Here is a 17540-nt window from a genome sequence, read left to right as displayed (position 1 = left end):
CTAATCAACGGCATGATTGCTTATACGGGGGCTTTTGCAGATTCGTCGGAGAGGCGATATGAATCGTACCCCATATCAAAATAGCAACTTATCGAGCTCGGCCAATGGCAGCCAGGAAATTTCGCTGGAAGCCGTTGAGTTAGAGTTTGCACTGGGTGCTATTGATGTGCTCACCGAAGGCTTTGACACAGCCCTTGCCAAAGCAGCCGAACGCGTCGGCGGCGAGGTTCTTTTCAACATGCCAGCCCTTGATACCGAAAACGCACAGCGGATAGGTGCAATCGCAGTGGCGGGCCAGCCGCAGGACCAAGTCATTTTTGTAACGCTCGGCAAGGACGGCACGACCTTGTCCGTCGCCCCGCTAACAGGCGATAATTTATTGTTTGAAAGCCTTGGTCGCAATTATGCAGCCGTGATGAAAATTCTCTCATCTGAACCGCCATCGGATATCAAACCCTGATAACCGATTGGATTGATTTCTTATATCCGTTTAAGCATTGCCGCCACCCAGCACAAATTGTCAAAGTTAGTGACCATTGCCGCAACGTTCAAACAGCATATTTGCGCATCGGATGAAAACAGAAATTATCGCAAATTCTTTGTTCTGATAGCGGCCTGAGCGGCCGCTAAACGGGCAATCGGTATGCGGAAAGGTGAGCAGGACACGTAATCAAGTTTGACACTTTCGAAAAAACCTATTGATGTAGGGTCGCCAGCGTGCTCGCCACAGACACCAAGTTTAAGATCCGAACGTGTTTTGCGTCCCCGTGTGGCGGCCAGCTCGATTAATTCTCCCACCCCTTCCAGGTCAAGCGAAGTGAACGGATCCTGTTCAATCAACCCGCGATTTTGATAGGTGCTCAAAAAACCGGAAGCATCATCGCGCGAAATACCGAAAGTCGTCTGCGTCAAATCATTGGTGCCGAATGAGAAAAACTCCGCCGTCTGTGCTATTTCTGCTGCGCGCAGGGCAGCGCGTGGCAGCTCAATCATGGTGCCGACCATGTAATTAATCTGCATGCCGGCTTCGCTAATAATGTCTTTCGCAATAGCGTCGATACGGGATTTGACGAAATCAAGTTCGGCCTTAAGTCCGACCAGCGGGACCATAATTTCCGGCACTACGGGTTCGCCACTCTTTCTGCCTGCCTCAACAGCCGCTTCAAAAATTGCCCGTGCCTGCATTTCTGCAATTTCGGGATAAGAAATCGCCAATCGGCAGCCGCGATGGCCCAACATGGGATTGAATTCATGGAGATGGTCCGCTTGTTCGCGTAAGCGATTTGGGTCTATCTTTAAGTCTCTGGCTACCTCTTCTGTTTCGGCTGAGCTGCGTGGCAGAAACTCATGCAAAGGTGGGTCTAGCAGGCGGATCGTGACTGGCAGCCCCTTCATGATTTCAAATAATTCAACAAAATCCGCGCGCTGTATGGGCAGCAACCGGTCCAATGCTGACCGCCTGCCCGCTTCATTATCCGCGAGGATCATTTCGCGCATGAGATTAACGCGTTCGCCTTCAAAAAACATATGCTCGGTTCGGCAGAGCCCGATACCTTCTGCACCAAAGGAGCGCGCAACGCGTGCATCGGCTGGGGTTTCCGCGTTTGCACGCACTTTCATGCTGCGCGCTTTGTCAGCCCATTGCATAAGACGACCAAAATCGCCTGATAATTCTGGCTGGAGCATAGCTACTGCGCCTTTGAGCACCTGGCCTGCGCTGCCATCAATCGTGATGATATCACCCTTGTTGAAGGCCTGTCCTGCGGAAGTCAGGACACCATTGCGAATATCAATGCGTAAACTACCAGCACCAGACACACAGGGCTTACCCATCCCGCGTGCGACAACGGCGGCATGGCTCGTCATCCCTCCGCGCGTGGTCAAGATACCTTCCGCTGCATGCATGCCGTGAATATCCTCAGGGCTTGTCTCAGCGCGCACCAAAATAACATTTCGACCTTCTGCTTTCGCCTGTTCAGCATCCTCCGAGGTGAACACAATTTCGCCGGTTGCAGCTCCGGGCGATGCTGGCAAACCTTGGCCGATCAGCTGTCTTTCGGCATGCGGATCAATGGTAGGATGCAAAAGTTGATCAAGTGCCGCCGGGTCGATGCGCAATATCGCTTCATCCTCGCTAATCACCCCTTCCTCAGCCATTTCAACAGCAATACGTAGCGCTGCTTTCGCCGTACGTTTGCCCGATCGGGTTTGCAGCATCCATAGGTTGCCGCGCTCAATGGTAAATTCCAGATCCTGCATATCGCGATAATGCCGCTCAAGTCCTTTAGCGACTTCAAGAAATTGAGCGAAAACATCGGGCATCAATTTTTCGAGCGAGGGGTTATCAGAACCTGCGGCTATGCGTGCTTCTTCCGTGATATTTAGCGGGGTGCGAATACCTGATACGACATCTTCACCCTGCGCATTGACCAAAAACTCGCCGTAGAGTTTGTTTTCGCCCGTAGACGGATTGCGGGTGAAAGCAACCCCGGTTGCTGAGGTTTCGCCCATATTGCCAAACACCATGGCCTGCACATTAACCGCGGTTCCCCAGGCTTCAGGGATGTTATGCAGACGGCGATAGGTCACCGCACGTGCATTCATCCAGCTCGAACAGACCGCTCCAATAGCACCCCAAAGCTGTTGGAGCGGATCTTGTGGAAATTGGTCGCCCGTTTCCTCTTCCACGCATGCTTTATATTGCGCAATGACCTCTTTCCAATCTTCGGCAGTGAGTGCCGTATCAACATCGACACCTAAGGCCAATTTTTTATCGTCGAGGATTTCTTCGAAGAAAGCATGATCGACGCCCAGCACTATATCGGAATACATCTGGATAAAGCGACGATAGCTGTCATAGGCAAAACGCTCGTCACCGGCCTCTTTTGCGAGACCTAAAACCGTTTCGTCATTCAGCCCAAGGTTTAGTACCGTGTCCATCATGCCCGGCATGGAAACGCGAGAGCCAGAACGGACTGCGACGAGAAGAGGTTTTTTAGCCCCGCCCAAATTACGGCCCGTCAGCGTCTCAAGCTGGGCGAGAGCATCTGCTACTTGAGCGTTGAGCTCTTGCGGAAAACGGTGCTGATTTTCGTAAAAGGACGTGCAGACTTCCGTGGTGATGGTGAAGCCAGGCGGAACCGGCAGGCCAAGGCTGCTCATTTCAGCAAGATTGGCGCCCTTCCCTCCGAGCAGTTCACGGTCTCTGGCCGTACCATCTGCTTTTCCATTGCCAAATGAGTAAACCCACTTCGCCATTCTGGTCTCCCTACGCAGAATTTCACTCAAACATAACCATGCATGGGCGAGCCCTCTGCATAAGCGATCCTTCAGCCGCGCACCATCTAAAAAGAACGCAATCCCGAATCGAATCGATTGGATTTTCCAAACTCCACATTAAGAGAATTGACTTTTGGATAATCTTGGGCACTAATCGGAACATAACCAGAACAATGAGGCTCACATGCGTATGAACGGCAAATTAGATTATCTTGAAATGCCTGCGGGTAATGGTTCTTTTGATTCAGTCAAAAGCTTTTATTCGCGCGTATTCGGTTGGTCGTTTACGGATTATGGACCGACATATGCTGCATTCTCCGAAGGTTTGGACGGTGGTTTTGATGCGGATAACGCTGCAAGACCTCAACCGCTTCCTGTGCTTTATGCCAAGAATCTGGAGGAAGCCGCGGAAAGCGTAACGGATGCTGGTGGTAAGATAATCAAACCAATCTATTCTTTTCCGGGTGGACGCCGGTTCCACTTCACTGATCCTGCTGGCAATGAATTAGCCGTCTGGAGTGAAAAATAGGCACAGTTTAGCTTGCTTCGCGCAAAGTTTCTGCGGTTTGCAGATCAACCGAAACAAGCTGGCTGACACCCTGTTCGCCCATGGTTACTCCGAATAGCCGGTTCATGCGCGCCATTGTGATTGGATTATGGGTGATAATGAGAAAGCGCGTCTGAGTGGTTTCTGCCATTTCATCCATCAAATTGCAGAAACGCTCGACATTATGGTCATCAAGCGGGGCATCGACTTCATCCAGCACACAGATTGGCGCAGGATTGGTCAAAAACACCGCAAATATTAGCGCCATAGCGGTCAGCGCCTGCTCGCCGCCGGATAGGAGTGTCATTGTCTGAGGTTTTTTGCCGGGTGGGCGCGCAATAATTTCCAGACCTGCATCCAGCGGATCGTCACTTTCAATAAGCTGTAATTCAGCCGTGCCTCCGCCAAACAAATGCGTAAACAGCCGTTGGAACTGCTCATTGACGACATCGAACGCGGCGAGCAACCGTTCCCTACCTTCGCGGTTCAAGTTCTGAATTGCTTGGCGCAATTTTTTGATGGCCTCAATGATGTCTTCCCGCTCAGAAATCAGCGCATCGAGCCGCTCGATAAGCTCTTGGCTTTCCTCGTCTGCGCGTAGATTAACCGCGCCGAGCCTTTCTCGCTCGATTTTGAGGCGCTCGAGTTGCCGTTCCAATTGGTCCGGATCAGGTAATTTGTCTTCCGGTGTCAGGCCCGTATGCCGGAATGCTTCATGGGCCGCACAATTGAGCACTTCAGCAATGCGGGCTTCCGCATCTTTGCGCCGTTCTTCTGCCGCTGTCAGTCGCTCTTCGGCACGTGCCCGTTGCTCGCGACTTGTGGCCAGTTGTTGGATGGCAAGGGCGGCTGCTTTGTCGAGTTCGGCCTGCTCAGCTTCGGCTTTGGCCAATTTGTCCGCCGATTGATTCCGTTCGCTTTCTGCGTTGGCGAGTTCGTTAAGCAAAGCGCGGCGACGTCTTTCAATCTCATCGGGCACGTCGACGAGATTTTCCACTTCTTCTGTCGCCTCAAAGCGGCGATCATTGAGGGCTGCAATCTGTATTGCAGCATTCTCAGCCCGGGCGATCCAGTTGCGTCTTTCAAGCGCTATCATCTCCAGACGATGCTGGCGTGATCCTGCCTCCCGCCGCAAGCCTTCATAGGTGGCGCGCGCTTCTGCAAGGGCCGCCCGGTCGGCTAATACCTGATTGTTAAGTTCGTTCAACTTTCGCGTAACAGCCTCAATATCGGGCATGCTGCTGAGACGGTCTTCTGCTTCAACCGCGCGGATCTGCGCTTCCTCAAGGTTTTCCTTAAGCCGAGTTCTGGCCTCCTCTAAAGCGGATTGTTTGGCCGCTAGCTCTCCTGCTGCTCGTTCTGCTACAGATAGTGCTTCGCGTGCTTGGTCCAATTTGCGTTGGTTCATCCGCCATGCGTCGCGGGCAACGCGCTCATATTCGACAGCTTCCCGCACCTCGGCTTCCGCTTGCTCAACGCTTTCCTGTGCAGTTTGAACTCGCTTTCGCGCTGTTATGGCTTCCTGTTCAAGTTCGTCGAGCCGATTTTTTTGCGCCAAGCGCTGTGCGGTCTGAGTTGGCGCATCGGCCCTTGCGGTAAAACCATCCCAACGCCACAGCGCGCCGGCCTTGCTCACTAGGCGCTGTCCGGGCCGCAGCATCGGCTGCAATTGTTGACCTACATCATCCGCGACTACCCCCACTTGGGCCAGCCTGCGACGCAAAGGTTCTGGACCGTCGACCAGCGTTATCAGCGGCACTGCACCTTCGGGCAATGCGGGATCATCGATTGAAGCTGAATTAAGCCCCCAGTAAACTGGCGCTTTCTCATCCAGCGCCGCGTCAAGATCTTCGCCAAGCGCCGCACCGAGCGCAATTTCATACCCTTTTTCAACCCGCAATTCTTCAACAACAGGTCGAAACATCGCTGTTTCTTCTGTATTGAGAATGCGTGCCAGGGTCTCAGCTTCTGCATCGATGCGGCTTAATTCGGTACGAGCTTCATTGAGCGGCTGCCGACTGGACGCTTCTTTTTCGCGCGCCTGCGCCACTTGCTCTTCCGCAAGTAAAATTGTTTCTTCGGACGCAGCCAGCATTTCCGCAGCAGTCTCTACTGCAACGCGTTTTTGAGCGGGATCGAACAATCCGCCTATTTGTTCAATAGTGGCGGATATATCGCGCTCAATTTGTGCGATCTGGCCTTCCGCACGTGCACGTCGTTCGCGTGCTTCCGTCAAAGCGCGTTCTATTTGTGTCCGCTCGGCAATGGCTTCCGCGCGTTCGGCGGTCGCCTGAGCTAGTTGTTCCTCGCTCTCAGCAAGGCGGGTTTCAGCCTGTTCAAAAAGAATCCGAACCTGTTCTTCTCTTTCACCCGAATCTTCATTTGCAGCGAAAATATTTTGCTCTTCTTCTTCAAGTCGCGCTAAAATATCAGCATTTTCGCTAACCATTTGCTCTTCACGAGCAATATCCGCCGTTAATTGCTCAAGGCGCTTCATCAGTTCGGAGCGCCGAGCATGAATACGCCCCTCTTCTTCATCAAGCTGGGTTCGTGCAATTGCGATGCGTTGCAAAGCGGCTGCAGCTTTCGCTTCTGCCTCGCGCAGTTGCGGTAATTTCAGCGCGCCCACCGCTTGATCTCGTGCGGCTTTCATCTGCAACTGCGCCATTTCGCCGACCACAGAAGTCGCCTGCGCCAGCGCGCTGCGGGTTTCGCCTTCCTGTGCTTTCGCCTGGCTCCAACGCAAATGCAACAATGCGGCTTCGGCGCGCCGAATATCCGCAGAAAGAGTTTTGAAGCGATTGGCCTGACGAGCCTGGCGTTTCAGGCTTTCAATCTGGCTGTTTAACTCACCGATAACATCTTCGAGACGATCTAAATTGGTGTCGGCCGCACGCAAGCGCAATTCTGCTTCATGCCGCCTGCTATGAAGTCCGGAAATTCCCGCCGCTTCTTCTAAAAGCGCGCGGCGAGCCTGTGGCTTGGCCTGAATAAGTTCGCCAATCCGCCCCTGACCCACCATGGATGGGGAACGGGCGCCGGTGGATTGGTCGGCAAAGAGCAGTTGGACATCCTTAGCCCGAACCTCTTTACCGTTGACACGATAGGTAGAACCGGCCTCACGCTCAATGCGCCGTGATACCTGTAATTCGTCAGCGTCGTTAAACGCTGCAGGAGCGGTACGAGCCGAATTATCCAGAAATAGAACAACTTCCGCTGAATTACGTGCTGGCCGCGTGTTGGAACCGGAAAATATGACATCATCCATGCCGGAAGCGCGCATATTTTTGTAGGAGTTCTCTCCCATCACCCAGCGCAAAGCTTCGACAAGATTGGATTTGCCGCAACCATTAGGCCCGACCACTCCGGTCAGGCCGCCTTCAATTATGAACTCAACCGGTTCGACAAAGGATTTGAAGCCTACAAGGCGTAATTTGGAGAAGCGCATCAGCAAACTCCCCCCATATCAAAAATAGAAAAAGAAAAAGCGGACACAATGATGCGACCGCTTTTCATGCCGAAAGGCGATTTAGAGAAGCTTGTCGATAATTGCCGACATCTCGTCAACCGAAAGGGCTCCAGCGTATTTTTGTCCGTTTATGAAGAAAGTCGGTGTCGCATTCACACCAAATTCTTCCGATCCCCGTTCCATCGTCGCTCTCACATCATCGAGAAGTTGCTGGTTCGTCAAGCAAGCCTCAAAGGACTCCTGTGTAAAACCGGCAAGTTTTGCGATTTGCAGCAAAGCTTCTTTGCCATCTGGGGCTGTTGCCCATTGCTGTTGCTGTTTGAAAAAAACATCAATCATCGGAAAATAGCGTTCTTCCGGTGCGCAACGCGCTAACATAAAGGCAGCGGTGGCGCGAGGATCGAACGGGAACTCACGGAAAATTAGCCGAGCTTTACCGGTGTCGATATATTTTTCTTTGATGGTGGGAAATGTATTAAGAGTAAAATCTGCGCAATGAGAACAGGTCAAAGAAGCATATTCGACGATCGTGACCGGCGCGTCTTCCTGGCCATAGACCATGTCTTTGAGCTTGCCACTTTCTGCAACCTTGGCGGCATCAACCTTTGCTTCAGCCGTCTGTGCATTAGAACTGCCAGTAAAAGCCAGTCCCACAGCAGCAGCCCCTGCGAGAGAAATAACATGTCTGCGATTAAGCACAGCGGCCATACGAATCACCCAATCCTGTTTAACGTTAGTTTTTCAATGTAATTTAAAGTGTCGAGCATTTGATCGCCAGCACTTCACGTAAAAATGAGGTCGATAAACCTCAAACTTGCATCAAATTTATGGCAAGTACAGTGTTTGATGCGGCTTTGATCAAAAGTTTTACTTCATCTTGCGCCGCTTTTCGGCCAAAATATTTTTGCCTAGCCTTTCTAAAGCCGCACGAAGAGCATCGTCTTCAATATTCTCGGTCTTCTTTTCAATACGCCGCTCTTCAGAAGGCGCCAGCGCTAATGGTCTTTTGACTTTGCGCTTGTGCGGGGTCACTACCGGCTTTTGTTCTATCCGTATACGCCCAATGGCCGAGAAGCCCAAAAATCCATTGACGCGACTGATGATCTCGCCGGTCTCATGCTGGATTTGTAATGCGGCAAAGCCTTCACAAGCGATAACCAAGGTTGCGGGGCTAAAGGGGTCGTCCTCGTTTCTCCGGCGGGGCCAAACAATGCGCAGAGGTCGTGACGCTCCGCCAACGGCTGGGCCGACAATGTCTTCCCATGATTGAAGCAATGAAAGATTAATTCCGGCGCGTTTTTGGAGCACGGGATCAACGACACCTGACGCCATTTCGGCCAGAGTGCGGAAACCTTTTTTTCTATCTCGTTCATTCATCACACTTGATTATAGCCGCGAAACCATTCGACAAACAGGGGTATCCCGTCGGCGAGCGATGTCTGGGGCTTAAAATCAAGGTCACGTATTGCTAAGTCAACATCCGCAAATGTACGCGGCACATCGGCGGGAGGCATGGGCTCCAATTTGCGAATGGCATTTTTACCAGTGGCTTTCTCGATCGCCGCGATAAAATCATTGAGCATGACGGGAGAATTATTGCCCAGATTATAAATCGGTTCGGTATTGGCGGGTTCGGCTAAAATTCGCTTGGCAGCAGCAACCACCCCACTGACAATATCATCAATGAAAGTGAAATCGCGCTGCATTTCTCCATTATTGAAAACCCGGATAGGCTCACCTTTCAATATTGCGTCGGTAAAGAGCCATGGCGCCATATCCGGGCGACCATAGGGGCCGTAAACGGTGAAAAACCGCAGACCAGTTGAATAAAGCCCATGAACATGGCGATAGGAGAATGCCAGCAATTCGCCAGAACGTTTTGTCGCGGCATAGACTGATACCGGGTGATCAGCGGAATCGCTTTCACTAAATGGAATTTTTTCATTAGCGCCATAGACAGAAGATGAGCTCGCATAAACTACCGGCGGACGTTTATCGAGTTTAAGCGCTTCTTCAAAAATCGTTACCTGCCCCATTACATTGGCGGAAATATAGGCAGCAGGATTTTCAATAGAATAGCGCACCCCCGCTTGGGCAGCGAGATGGATGATAATATCGGCATCGCGATCTGCACCAATTGCTTTCTTTAGTTCCGGGGCATCCGCAATATTCGCTTTTTTAAAGCGAAAACCTTCATATCCAAACAATTTTGCAAGACGCGCTTCTTTCAGCGCAACCGGATAATAGGCGTTGAGATCATCAATTCCCAATACCTGCCATCCTTCCTCAAGCAGCCGAGAAGCAGTATGAAAACCGATGAAACCAGCGGCACCAGTTACGATTGCTTTCATGCTTCACTCACTTCTTATAGGAAATTAGATCCACGCCGTTACGGCGAGCGGCCATGACGCGTCGAGAGGCCGTGGCATTTAATGCCGCCAAAAAGAACATCACTGATGCGATTGTGACTTCATGCAACAGAGGATTGTGCAGCATACCATAACTCGCCGATGCGATGACAAAATAAAGCAGCGCACGTCGCATGCCCCAGCTGTCGGATAGGCGCCAGAGATAAACAAAAAGCGGAATGAACGCCGCCAGCATCAATATCAATCCTACGAAGCCATCATTGAGCAATTCGTCGAGAATTGTGTTGTGAACATGGCGGAAACCTTGCAAGAGCCGAGCCTGATCACCAGCATGTTGTCTGACGAGCTCCATTTTACCGTAAGCGCCCACACCGGCAATCGGGTGTTCTGAAATCAGAACAATGGAGCTTTTCCACATTGCTGAGCGAATATCCGCTGAGACTTTATCTTCCCATTGGGAGCTGTCGCCGGTGCCATAAAATTCCACCATGCCAGCAAATCGTTTGGAAAGCACTTCTCCGACCGGGCCGACAACGATTAATGCCGCAAGCGCTGTCAGCAGAACGGCATAGATTGCGCTTTGATGCTTGAGGCTGTAGCGGCGAAAAAACAAAACAATCTCAATGGCAGCGAAAATTGGCAGAACCACAATTACTGCGCGCGTTTCTGACGCTAACACTGCTGCAAGCCCTAATAAGAGCCAATGCGGGCCATTTGCGAGATAAACGGGTGCGCGAGACAAAGGAATGGACGCGGAAATCGCCGAAACCGCCACTACAAATGCGAATACGGCTTGATTGCCCCCAACACCTATCCGTCCGCCCTCAGTCAGAGCGAGATAGATGGTGGCCAATAATGCTACGGCTGTCCCCAGTCGTGCTCCCAATACGTAGACGCGTAGCGGGTCGCGTATTAGGACCATACCTGGCCCGGCAAAGGCAAATAAAACCAATAATAAAGTATATCCGATCTGGCGATTATCCGCGAATGGCTCGCCCCGAAACAGCGTCAGCCCTAGGGACCAAGCCCCGTAAAGTAGAATGAATAAATAGAATTTTTTGGCAAATAGACGCGCTGTTGCATGCCGACCGGCAGCCAGATAAACACCGATGCAAGAGAACAAAAACAGGATCAGCGGTCCGAGCCCGATGCGGACAGGCATCAACATTGATGCTATACCTAAAGCCCACGCATCAATCCTGCGGCGAATCCAGAATGTTTTTCTTAAAAAACTCAAATTTTGCCCTCTTTAAGGTTTTTTGGCGCACATGCGTAAACAATCCGGCGCATATAATCTGTGGTGCGAAACAGCAGAGTTCCTAATCTTTTATAAGCGGGCAGCCGTACTTTAGCATAAACGCCTCTGCCTTGGGCGATAGTCGAAATTGACGCGCCAGACAATGAAACAATGGGACGATTTGCGGTGAATATTTCATAATCACCCGCCCAACCCCGCTCTAGCGCGACGTCATAGGGTAATCTCATTGGCTTAATGGCCTTGAGCAATTTGGCAGCACCTGCCGCTGAAACAATATAGGCTGCCGAGCTGCCGGACGGGCCATGCACGCATCGGCCAATGGAAATCTGATCGTCGATTTTATGGAAGTTCCGAAATACAGCGACGCGGTGATTGACCAGTTTAATCACGTCCCAGCCGCGTAATTTCATGGCTTCTTGCACGAAAGGTTGGAACTGCGGAATAAAAACAACGTCATCTTCAACGATGACCGCATAGGGCGCTGAAGAATTTACTATCACTTCCAGAGCACGGATATGACTGAAATAGCAACCGATCTCAGCAGGCATAGCGATTTTACCGTGCCAACGACGAAAACCGGCCTCATCAAAGTCGCTTAAATCCTCGCCGCTCAGATTTTTTCCTTCGACTGCATCGACACGATGAAGATCAATTGCGAATTTCTCAGCGCTGTTTTTGATCTGTTCCCAGCGATCCTGCGAGCGCTTGAGATTAATGACATAAACAGGGACGGAACTAACCACGGATACCCTTCTTTCGTAGGTGCCTTTTCTGGCATCCTACATATGGTCGATTAGCAAACAATGAACTGCACTTTAGTATAGGTTCCCTTTTGATAGAAAGACCTTTAACCAGTTACGCGATCTTTGCACAGAACTTAACAATGAAATGCGATGCTTACCGTTCCTTCCGCAGACCGAGCTACAAAACTCCTAGCATGGTATGACCGCCATCACCGCATATTGCCTTGGCGGATTAGCCCAAGTGAACGCCAGCGCGGCGTCAAAGCTGATCCCTATCGCATATGGCTTTCGGAGATCATGTTGCAGCAAACGACAGTCGAAGCTGTAAAAAGCTATTTTATGGCTTTTGTCCAGCGATGGCCGACAATTGAAGCGCTGGCTGCTGCAAGTGAAGACGATATTTTGCGTGCATGGGCGGGGCTTGGATATTATTCGCGTGCCCGCAACTTAAAGAAATGTGCTGACATCATTGCAGAAAAATTTGACAGCCAGTTTCCCTCGACCGCTTTAGAGTTGAAAAAACTTCCTAGCATCGGAGATTACACATCTGCAGCTATTGCGGCCATCGCTTTTGATGAGCCGGTGAGCGTGGTGGATGGCAATATTGAGAGGGTTATTTCGCGGCTTTTTGCAATCGACACCCCCCTGCCCGCCGCCAAACCGCGCATCCGCTCCTTGATGAGCGATATTACCCCCACCGATCGCCCCGGCGATTTCGCCCAGGCAATGATGGATATTGGAGCGACCATATGCACTCCGCGCAGACCCGCCTGCGCGCTATGCCCGCTCAACGAAAATTGCAAAGCATTTGCTGAACACGACCCAGAAATATTTCCCGTCAAAGCCCCAAAAGCGGCAAAACCAATCAGGATCGGCGCGGCTTTCATAGCGATTGCCGAGGATGGAGCAATCTTGCTGCGCCGGCGCGAAAGCAAAGGGCTTTTGGCAGGCATGACAGAAGTACCAGGCAGCGCTTGGACTGCGCGTATTGATGGCGATGCCACCATAAACGCCGCACCCTTTGCGGCCGAATGGTTAGCTGCCGGTGTGATCACTCATATATTTACGCATTTTGAACTGCGGCTCTCGGTTTATTCGGCAGATAAAATCCCCAAAGAAATCGCGAAAGATGGTTGGTGGTCGTCTCCTGCTGAACTTGCAGGCGAGGCATTGCCGACGGTGATGAAAAAGGCGATTTCGGCAGTGATCCCGGACGCTTTCAAGCAAAAGCGGACAGCGCCTGCTAAAAGCAACAAATAGTTTGCAGCGAAACAAAAGCGCTCGAACCTTTCGATCCGAGCGCTTACCATCAGACTGTGCTGGAGGCCGTCCGATTAATAAATAGGCTTACGCACCGACCGCGGCCAATTGCTCGCGAATAACCTTGCGCAATGCGTCGATTGGCTTCAAAACGCCATCTTCTTCAAAATGCCAGAATGTCCAGCCGTTGCAGGCATCAAACCCTTGCACTTTTGCACCCATGCGATGAATAGATCCGGCTTCTCCATTGGAGGTTACGGTTCCGTCCGCCCGAACTATCGCAGCATAGCGGCGGCGAGAATCACAAAGCACGGTGCCAGGATGCAAAAGCCCGGCTTCGATGATGGAAGTGAAGGCCACGCGCGGTTCAGCACGTTTACCTGTCATGACTGTTAATTCGGCTTTGCCGAGCGGCTCAACCTGCTCGATCCGGCGGGTTGCAGCATCAATATAATCCTGCTCGCGCTCAATTCCGACAAAATGACGTCCCAGCCGTTTTGCGACTGCGCCAGTGGTGCCTGAGCCAAAAAATGGATCCAGAATAATATCGCCGGGCTTGCTGGATGCCATCAGAATACGGGCAAGCAACGCTTCGGGCTTTTGCGTGGGATGCGCTTTTTCACCGTTTTCGTTTTTCAGACGCTCGGCACCTGTGCAGATTGGAAACAGCCAATCTGAGCGCATTTGCACGTCATCATTAGCCGCCTTCATCGCGTCATAGTTAAAGGTGTATCCCTTGCTCTTCTGATCGCGCGAGGCCCAAATCAATGTTTCATGCGCATTCTGGAAGCGGCGACCCCGGAAGTTTGGCATCGGGTTGGTTTTGCGCCAGACAATGTCATTGAGCATCCAAAAGCCCAAATCTTGAAGCTGTGTGCCAACGCGGAAAATATTGTGATAAGAACCAATGACCCAGATGGTGCCGTTGGGCTTGAGCACACGGCGGCAAGCCAGCAGCCACGCCCGCGTGAAAGCATCATAGGCTTGAAAGCTTTCGAACTGATCCCAATGGTCATCCACCGCGTTGACCTTGGTCTGATCAGGGCGATGAAGCTGCCCTTCCAGTTGAAGATTATAAGGTGGATCGGCAAAGATCATATCCACGGAGTGATCCGGAAGACGCTCAAGAGCCGAAACACAATCACCTTTGATGATAGAATTGAGCCAGGCATTACGCGGGGCCTCAAGGGGCAACTCATGTGCAAGACGCAATAGGGACATGGGATACTCGATTACCTGTGGACGCTAAAAACTTGCCTTTATGGTTACCGGGTAGAGTAAATATGGCGTTAACGCCAAGTGATTGAAATCGTAAATCTTTTCTTAACGAGCTCTCAAAGCCCCGCTTTTCCGGCTTTTCTGCACCGACAAAACTTTAATGCAAGCGCAGACCGCGTCCTGAAATAGTAAATGACGCATCAAAAATCGGCGTCATTAATAGGGTTCTGATAAGGGTCGGTTATTTCTTTGGTGCTAGTTTATTCTCCATAATAACTGATTTGCGAAGCATGAAGCACTCGCGAGGCTTTGGATTACGGACCCGGTATTGTGGCATGTTAAATATTAATCGGTTGCGGCATAATCGGTATTTGCGCTTTCTGTTTGTACCATTTCGCCTACGCGCAGTTGTTCGGGGCAATGAAATTGGTCTGGTCATCGTGGGCGCGGTAATCGGTATCATTTCAGCCATAGCTGTGGCGGCGATTGCCAATATCTCCGCATGGATGCACCGGGCATTGTTCAACCTTGCAGAGGGTGAACGGCTAAGCTCTGCTTCCGATCTGGCCTATAGCGCTTATTTCGCCCCTCTTGCCGGTGGCATAATGATGGGCGTTGTCATTTGGGTGCTGGCACGGTGGCGCAAAAGACCGATTGTCGATCCGATCGAAGCAAATGCGCTGCATGGCGGTCACCTCTCCTTGACCGATAGTTTCATCTTGGTGGGACAAAACCTGATTTCCAACGGTTTTGGTGCATCGGTCGGGCTTGAAGCGGCCTATACACAGCTGGCTAGCGGCTTTGCGTCTCGCATTGGACGCACGCTAAAGCTTCGTCGCGCAGATTTGCGCACTTTGGTTGGATGTGGTGCAGCAGCAGCCATTGCTAGTGCGTTTAATGCGCCATTAACCGGGGCGTTTTATGCGTTCGAGTTGATTATTGGTGTCTATTCGATCGCAACTCTTGCGCCCGTTGTGGTCGCAGCAATTGTGGGAATGTTGGTAACCCAAGCCATTGGTGGCGCGCCGTTTATCATCCAGATCAGTACGATTGAGAGCATCACGCCACGTGATTACGTGCCCGCGCTGGTGCTAGGTTTTTTTGCTGCCGGTATCGCCATTCTCATTATGCGCGGCGTCACATTTGTAGAAAAAACCGCCCGAAAAAGTGTCGTTCCTACCGTATGCGCTCCGGCAATTGGCGGGGCGATTATCGGTATGCTGGCCGTCATTTCGCCCCAGGTATTTGCCTCCGGACATGGAGCGTTGCACCTGGATTTAAATGCGCAGCTTTCCATTCCAATTTTGCTTCTATTGATCATGAGCAAATCATTGGCATCAGCCGTAACCATCGGTTCGGGGTTTCGCGGAGGGCTTTTCTTTGCATCTCTTTTTTTAGGAGCTTTAACCGGCAAGCTCTTTGCGAATGTCATCGATATGGTCACACCGCTATCGCTAGCGCCTGAAATCTATGCCGTGATTGGCATGAGTTCGATGGCAGTGGCGATTGTGGGCGGGCCAATGACCATGACTTTCCTTGCGCTCGAAGTCACGGGCGACTTTCCAATCACCATGCTGGTTCTTTGCGCTGTTGTATCCTCGTCGCTTTTCGTACGAAAAACCTTCGGATATTCCTTTGCCACCTGGCGTTTTCATCTGCGTGGAGAGGCCATTCGTTCGGCCCATGATATTGGCTGGATACGTGATCTGACAGTGCAACGGATGATGCGTCATGATGTGCGTACAGTGCCTGTCGATACGGATATTGCCGCGTTCCGCCATGAATTCCCGCTAGGCTCGACGCAGCGCGTAATCGCTGTTGACAGCGAAGGGCGCTATGTCGGCATGGTTCCTGTGCCCGAAGCCTATTCGCAAAGTTTCGATAGCGCAGATCCTTCCCATGGAATTGTAGGACTGCTGCGTTATCAAAACGAGTTTTTGCTGCCGCAAATGAATGCCAAAGAAGCTGTGATGCGTTTTGACCGTGCCGAAAGCGAAGCGTTGGCGGTGATCAATAATCCGCAAGAGCGCAAGGTTATCGGATTGCTTAGCGAGAGCCACACGCTGCGCAGATATAGCGAAGAACTCGACCGCCGTCGTCGCGAAGTATCCGGCGAGGTTTGACCTATTAGTATTTAAGGTGTAGCTGGGTGCCTAAATTTCAGGGTCGTAATCGGCCCTTCTCTCTCAGTAAGAGGGCCAAATCTATGGTGACCCCGTCTCTTATCATTTTCGACTGCGATGGCGTTTTGGTCGATTCCGAAGTCATTGCAGCGGAAGTCGATTCCGTGCTTCTAACCGAGGCTGGCTATCCCATTTCTGCTGAAGAAGTCGGTGAACGTTTTGCCGGACTGACATGGCAAGATATATTGCTGACCGTTGAACGCGAAGCTGGAATTCCAATTTCTGCTTCATTGTTGGACAAGTCAGAAAAAATTCTTGATGAAAGGCTCAAGAACGAAGTTCAGGCGGTGGAAGATATTGCTGAAACTGTCTCCGCGCTTAATTTGCCCAAGTGCATCTGTTCTAACTCATCTAGCGCACGGTTGGAGCTTATGCTCAAGCGGGTAGAGCTTTACGATCTGTTTGCGCCTCACATTTTCTCGGCCAAGGAAGTTGGCACCAAGAAAACAAAACCCGCCCCTGATGTGTTTCTTTATGCGGCAAAAAAATTCGACGTCGATCCGGCAAATGTGATCGTGATTGAAGACTCGGCGCATGGTATCCAAGGCGCGCGCGCCGCAGGGATGCGCGTAATCGGCTTTACCGGCGGTGCGCATACATATGCTGGTCATGCAGATAAGCTCACCGATGCCGGTGCCGAGACCGTGATCCATCGTCATAGGGATCTTCAAAGCGTGATCGAAGCTTTGTCCATCTGGACAGATGCCTGATTAATTGTGGGTCTGTCGGGCCGGTATGCGGCCTGCGTAAGCCTGCAAGAGCCCCGGGCGGGCCTAGGCTGGCCTGCATGGGTTTGGGCGGGCCTTGGGTGAGCCTGAGCGGATTTGTGAGCGCGCATGTCGCTGTCTGTGATGGCCGTCTCTAGCGGGACATATTTGGCTGGCTAAGTTTCGTCAGCCAATGCTGTCTGTCCCGGCTTTAAGCAGCGCTGCGCTTTCCGCCTTTGCCTTCTGTGTTCAGCTTAGCCAAAATTTGCTCAGCTTCATTTTCTGAAAGGCCGATCAGCATACGATCGCCCAACATTGCTGGCTCTCCTGATTCAATCTCAAATATCGCCCATGTATCGGTTGGTTCGAGAACGAGTTCAAATTTTTTTGTCATGGCGTCAATCAGAGCGGACCGAATCCGCAACGTCCCTTTGTCGTCGTAAGTACAAATTACGCTTCCTGCATATTCAGGTCACGCACGGCTTGGGACTTTGTACTATAAACTTA

At 51.4% G+C, this 17540-nt stretch carries 14 protein-coding genes; 5 read left to right on the top strand and 9 right to left on the bottom strand.

Going from position 1 to position 17540, the window contains the following annotated elements:
- The first annotated feature begins 58 nt into the window (after nt 1-58).
- On the top strand, nt 59-460 hold the full coding sequence (locus C7374_RS03235; protein ID WP_111574145.1) for a hypothetical protein: 402 nt from the start codon (nt 59-61) through the stop codon (nt 458-460).
- Nucleotides 461-585: 125 nt separating this feature from the next.
- Here the strand turns inward: C7374_RS03235 and ppdK are convergent, their stop codons facing one another.
- Nucleotides 586-3258, bottom strand: a complete 2673-nt coding sequence (gene ppdK / locus C7374_RS03230) for a pyruvate, phosphate dikinase (RefSeq protein ID WP_111574144.1) — start codon at nt 3256-3258, stop codon at nt 586-588.
- Between the two features lie 205 nt (nt 3259-3463).
- Between ppdK and C7374_RS03225 the strand changes: the two genes are divergently transcribed.
- Complete coding sequence (locus tag C7374_RS03225; RefSeq protein WP_111574143.1) at nt 3464-3808, top strand: VOC family protein; 345 nt, start codon at nt 3464-3466, stop codon at nt 3806-3808.
- Nucleotides 3809-3815: 7 nt separating this feature from the next.
- Here the strand turns inward: C7374_RS03225 and C7374_RS03220 are convergent, their stop codons facing one another.
- The 6 genes from C7374_RS03220 to C7374_RS03195 form a co-directional block, all read right to left on the bottom strand.
- On the bottom strand, nt 3816-7274 hold the full coding sequence (locus C7374_RS03220) for a chromosome segregation SMC family protein (protein WP_111574142.1): 3459 nt from the start codon (nt 7272-7274) through the stop codon (nt 3816-3818).
- 81 nt (nt 7275-7355) lie between these two features.
- On the bottom strand, nt 7356-8003 hold the full coding sequence (locus C7374_RS03215; RefSeq protein ID WP_111574141.1) for a DsbA family protein: 648 nt from the start codon (nt 8001-8003) through the stop codon (nt 7356-7358).
- A 159-nt stretch (nt 8004-8162) separates the two neighbouring features.
- Nucleotides 8163-8672, bottom strand: a complete 510-nt coding sequence (locus tag C7374_RS03210) for a DUF721 domain-containing protein (protein ID WP_111574140.1) — start codon at nt 8670-8672, stop codon at nt 8163-8165.
- Nucleotides 8672-9646 (bottom strand): NAD-dependent epimerase/dehydratase family protein, encoded by a 975-nt coding sequence (locus C7374_RS03205; protein ID WP_111574139.1) that lies wholly within the window; start codon nt 9644-9646, stop codon nt 8672-8674. The genes C7374_RS03210 and C7374_RS03205 overlap by 1 nt, the downstream gene beginning before the upstream one ends.
- A 7-nt stretch (nt 9647-9653) precedes the next feature.
- Nucleotides 9654-10832: an O-antigen ligase family protein gene (locus C7374_RS03200; RefSeq protein ID WP_245412557.1), complete on the bottom strand. Its 1179-nt coding sequence runs from the start codon at nt 10830-10832 to the stop codon at nt 9654-9656.
- A 65-nt stretch (nt 10833-10897) separates the two neighbouring features.
- Entirely contained in the window at nt 10898-11665 is a 768-nt protein-coding gene (locus C7374_RS03195; protein ID WP_111574137.1) for a glycosyltransferase family 25 protein, read from the bottom strand.
- 150 nt (nt 11666-11815) lie between these two features.
- On the opposite strand from C7374_RS03195, the gene mutY reads away from it, so the two are divergent.
- Nucleotides 11816-12925, top strand: coding sequence for an A/G-specific adenine glycosylase (mutY, locus tag C7374_RS03190; protein ID WP_111574136.1), 1110 nt, complete (start codon nt 11816-11818; stop codon nt 12923-12925).
- 87 nt (nt 12926-13012) lie between these two features.
- Here the strand turns inward: mutY and C7374_RS03185 are convergent, their stop codons facing one another.
- The gene (locus C7374_RS03185) at nt 13013-14146 is read right to left on the bottom strand and encodes a site-specific DNA-methyltransferase (protein WP_111574135.1); all 1134 of its coding nucleotides are present in this window, start codon (nt 14144-14146) and stop codon (nt 13013-13015) included.
- Between the two features lie 332 nt (nt 14147-14478).
- Here C7374_RS03185 and C7374_RS03180 point away from each other — a divergent pair, with 332 nt between their 5' ends.
- Entirely contained in the window at nt 14479-16266 is a 1788-nt protein-coding gene (locus C7374_RS03180) for a chloride channel protein (RefSeq protein ID WP_111574134.1), read from the top strand.
- Nucleotides 16267-16349: 83 nt separating this feature from the next.
- Nucleotides 16350-17036 carry an HAD family hydrolase gene (locus C7374_RS03175; protein ID WP_111574133.1) on the top strand — a complete coding sequence of 229 codons (687 nt, stop codon included), beginning with the start codon at nt 16350-16352 and terminating at the stop codon, nt 17034-17036.
- Between the two features lie 208 nt (nt 17037-17244).
- On the opposite strand, the gene C7374_RS03170 is transcribed toward C7374_RS03175, so the two are convergent.
- On the bottom strand, nt 17245-17427 hold the full coding sequence (locus C7374_RS03170; RefSeq protein WP_111574132.1) for a hypothetical protein: 183 nt from the start codon (nt 17425-17427) through the stop codon (nt 17245-17247).
- Nucleotides 17428-17540 lie beyond the last annotated feature (113 nt).

Source organism: Falsochrobactrum ovis, from assembly GCF_003259955.1.
Lineage (GTDB): Bacteria > Pseudomonadota > Alphaproteobacteria > Rhizobiales > Rhizobiaceae > Brucella > Brucella ovis_A.
The sequence above is the reverse complement of the archived record's forward strand: the minus strand, read 5'-3'. Positions and strand labels throughout refer to the sequence as shown.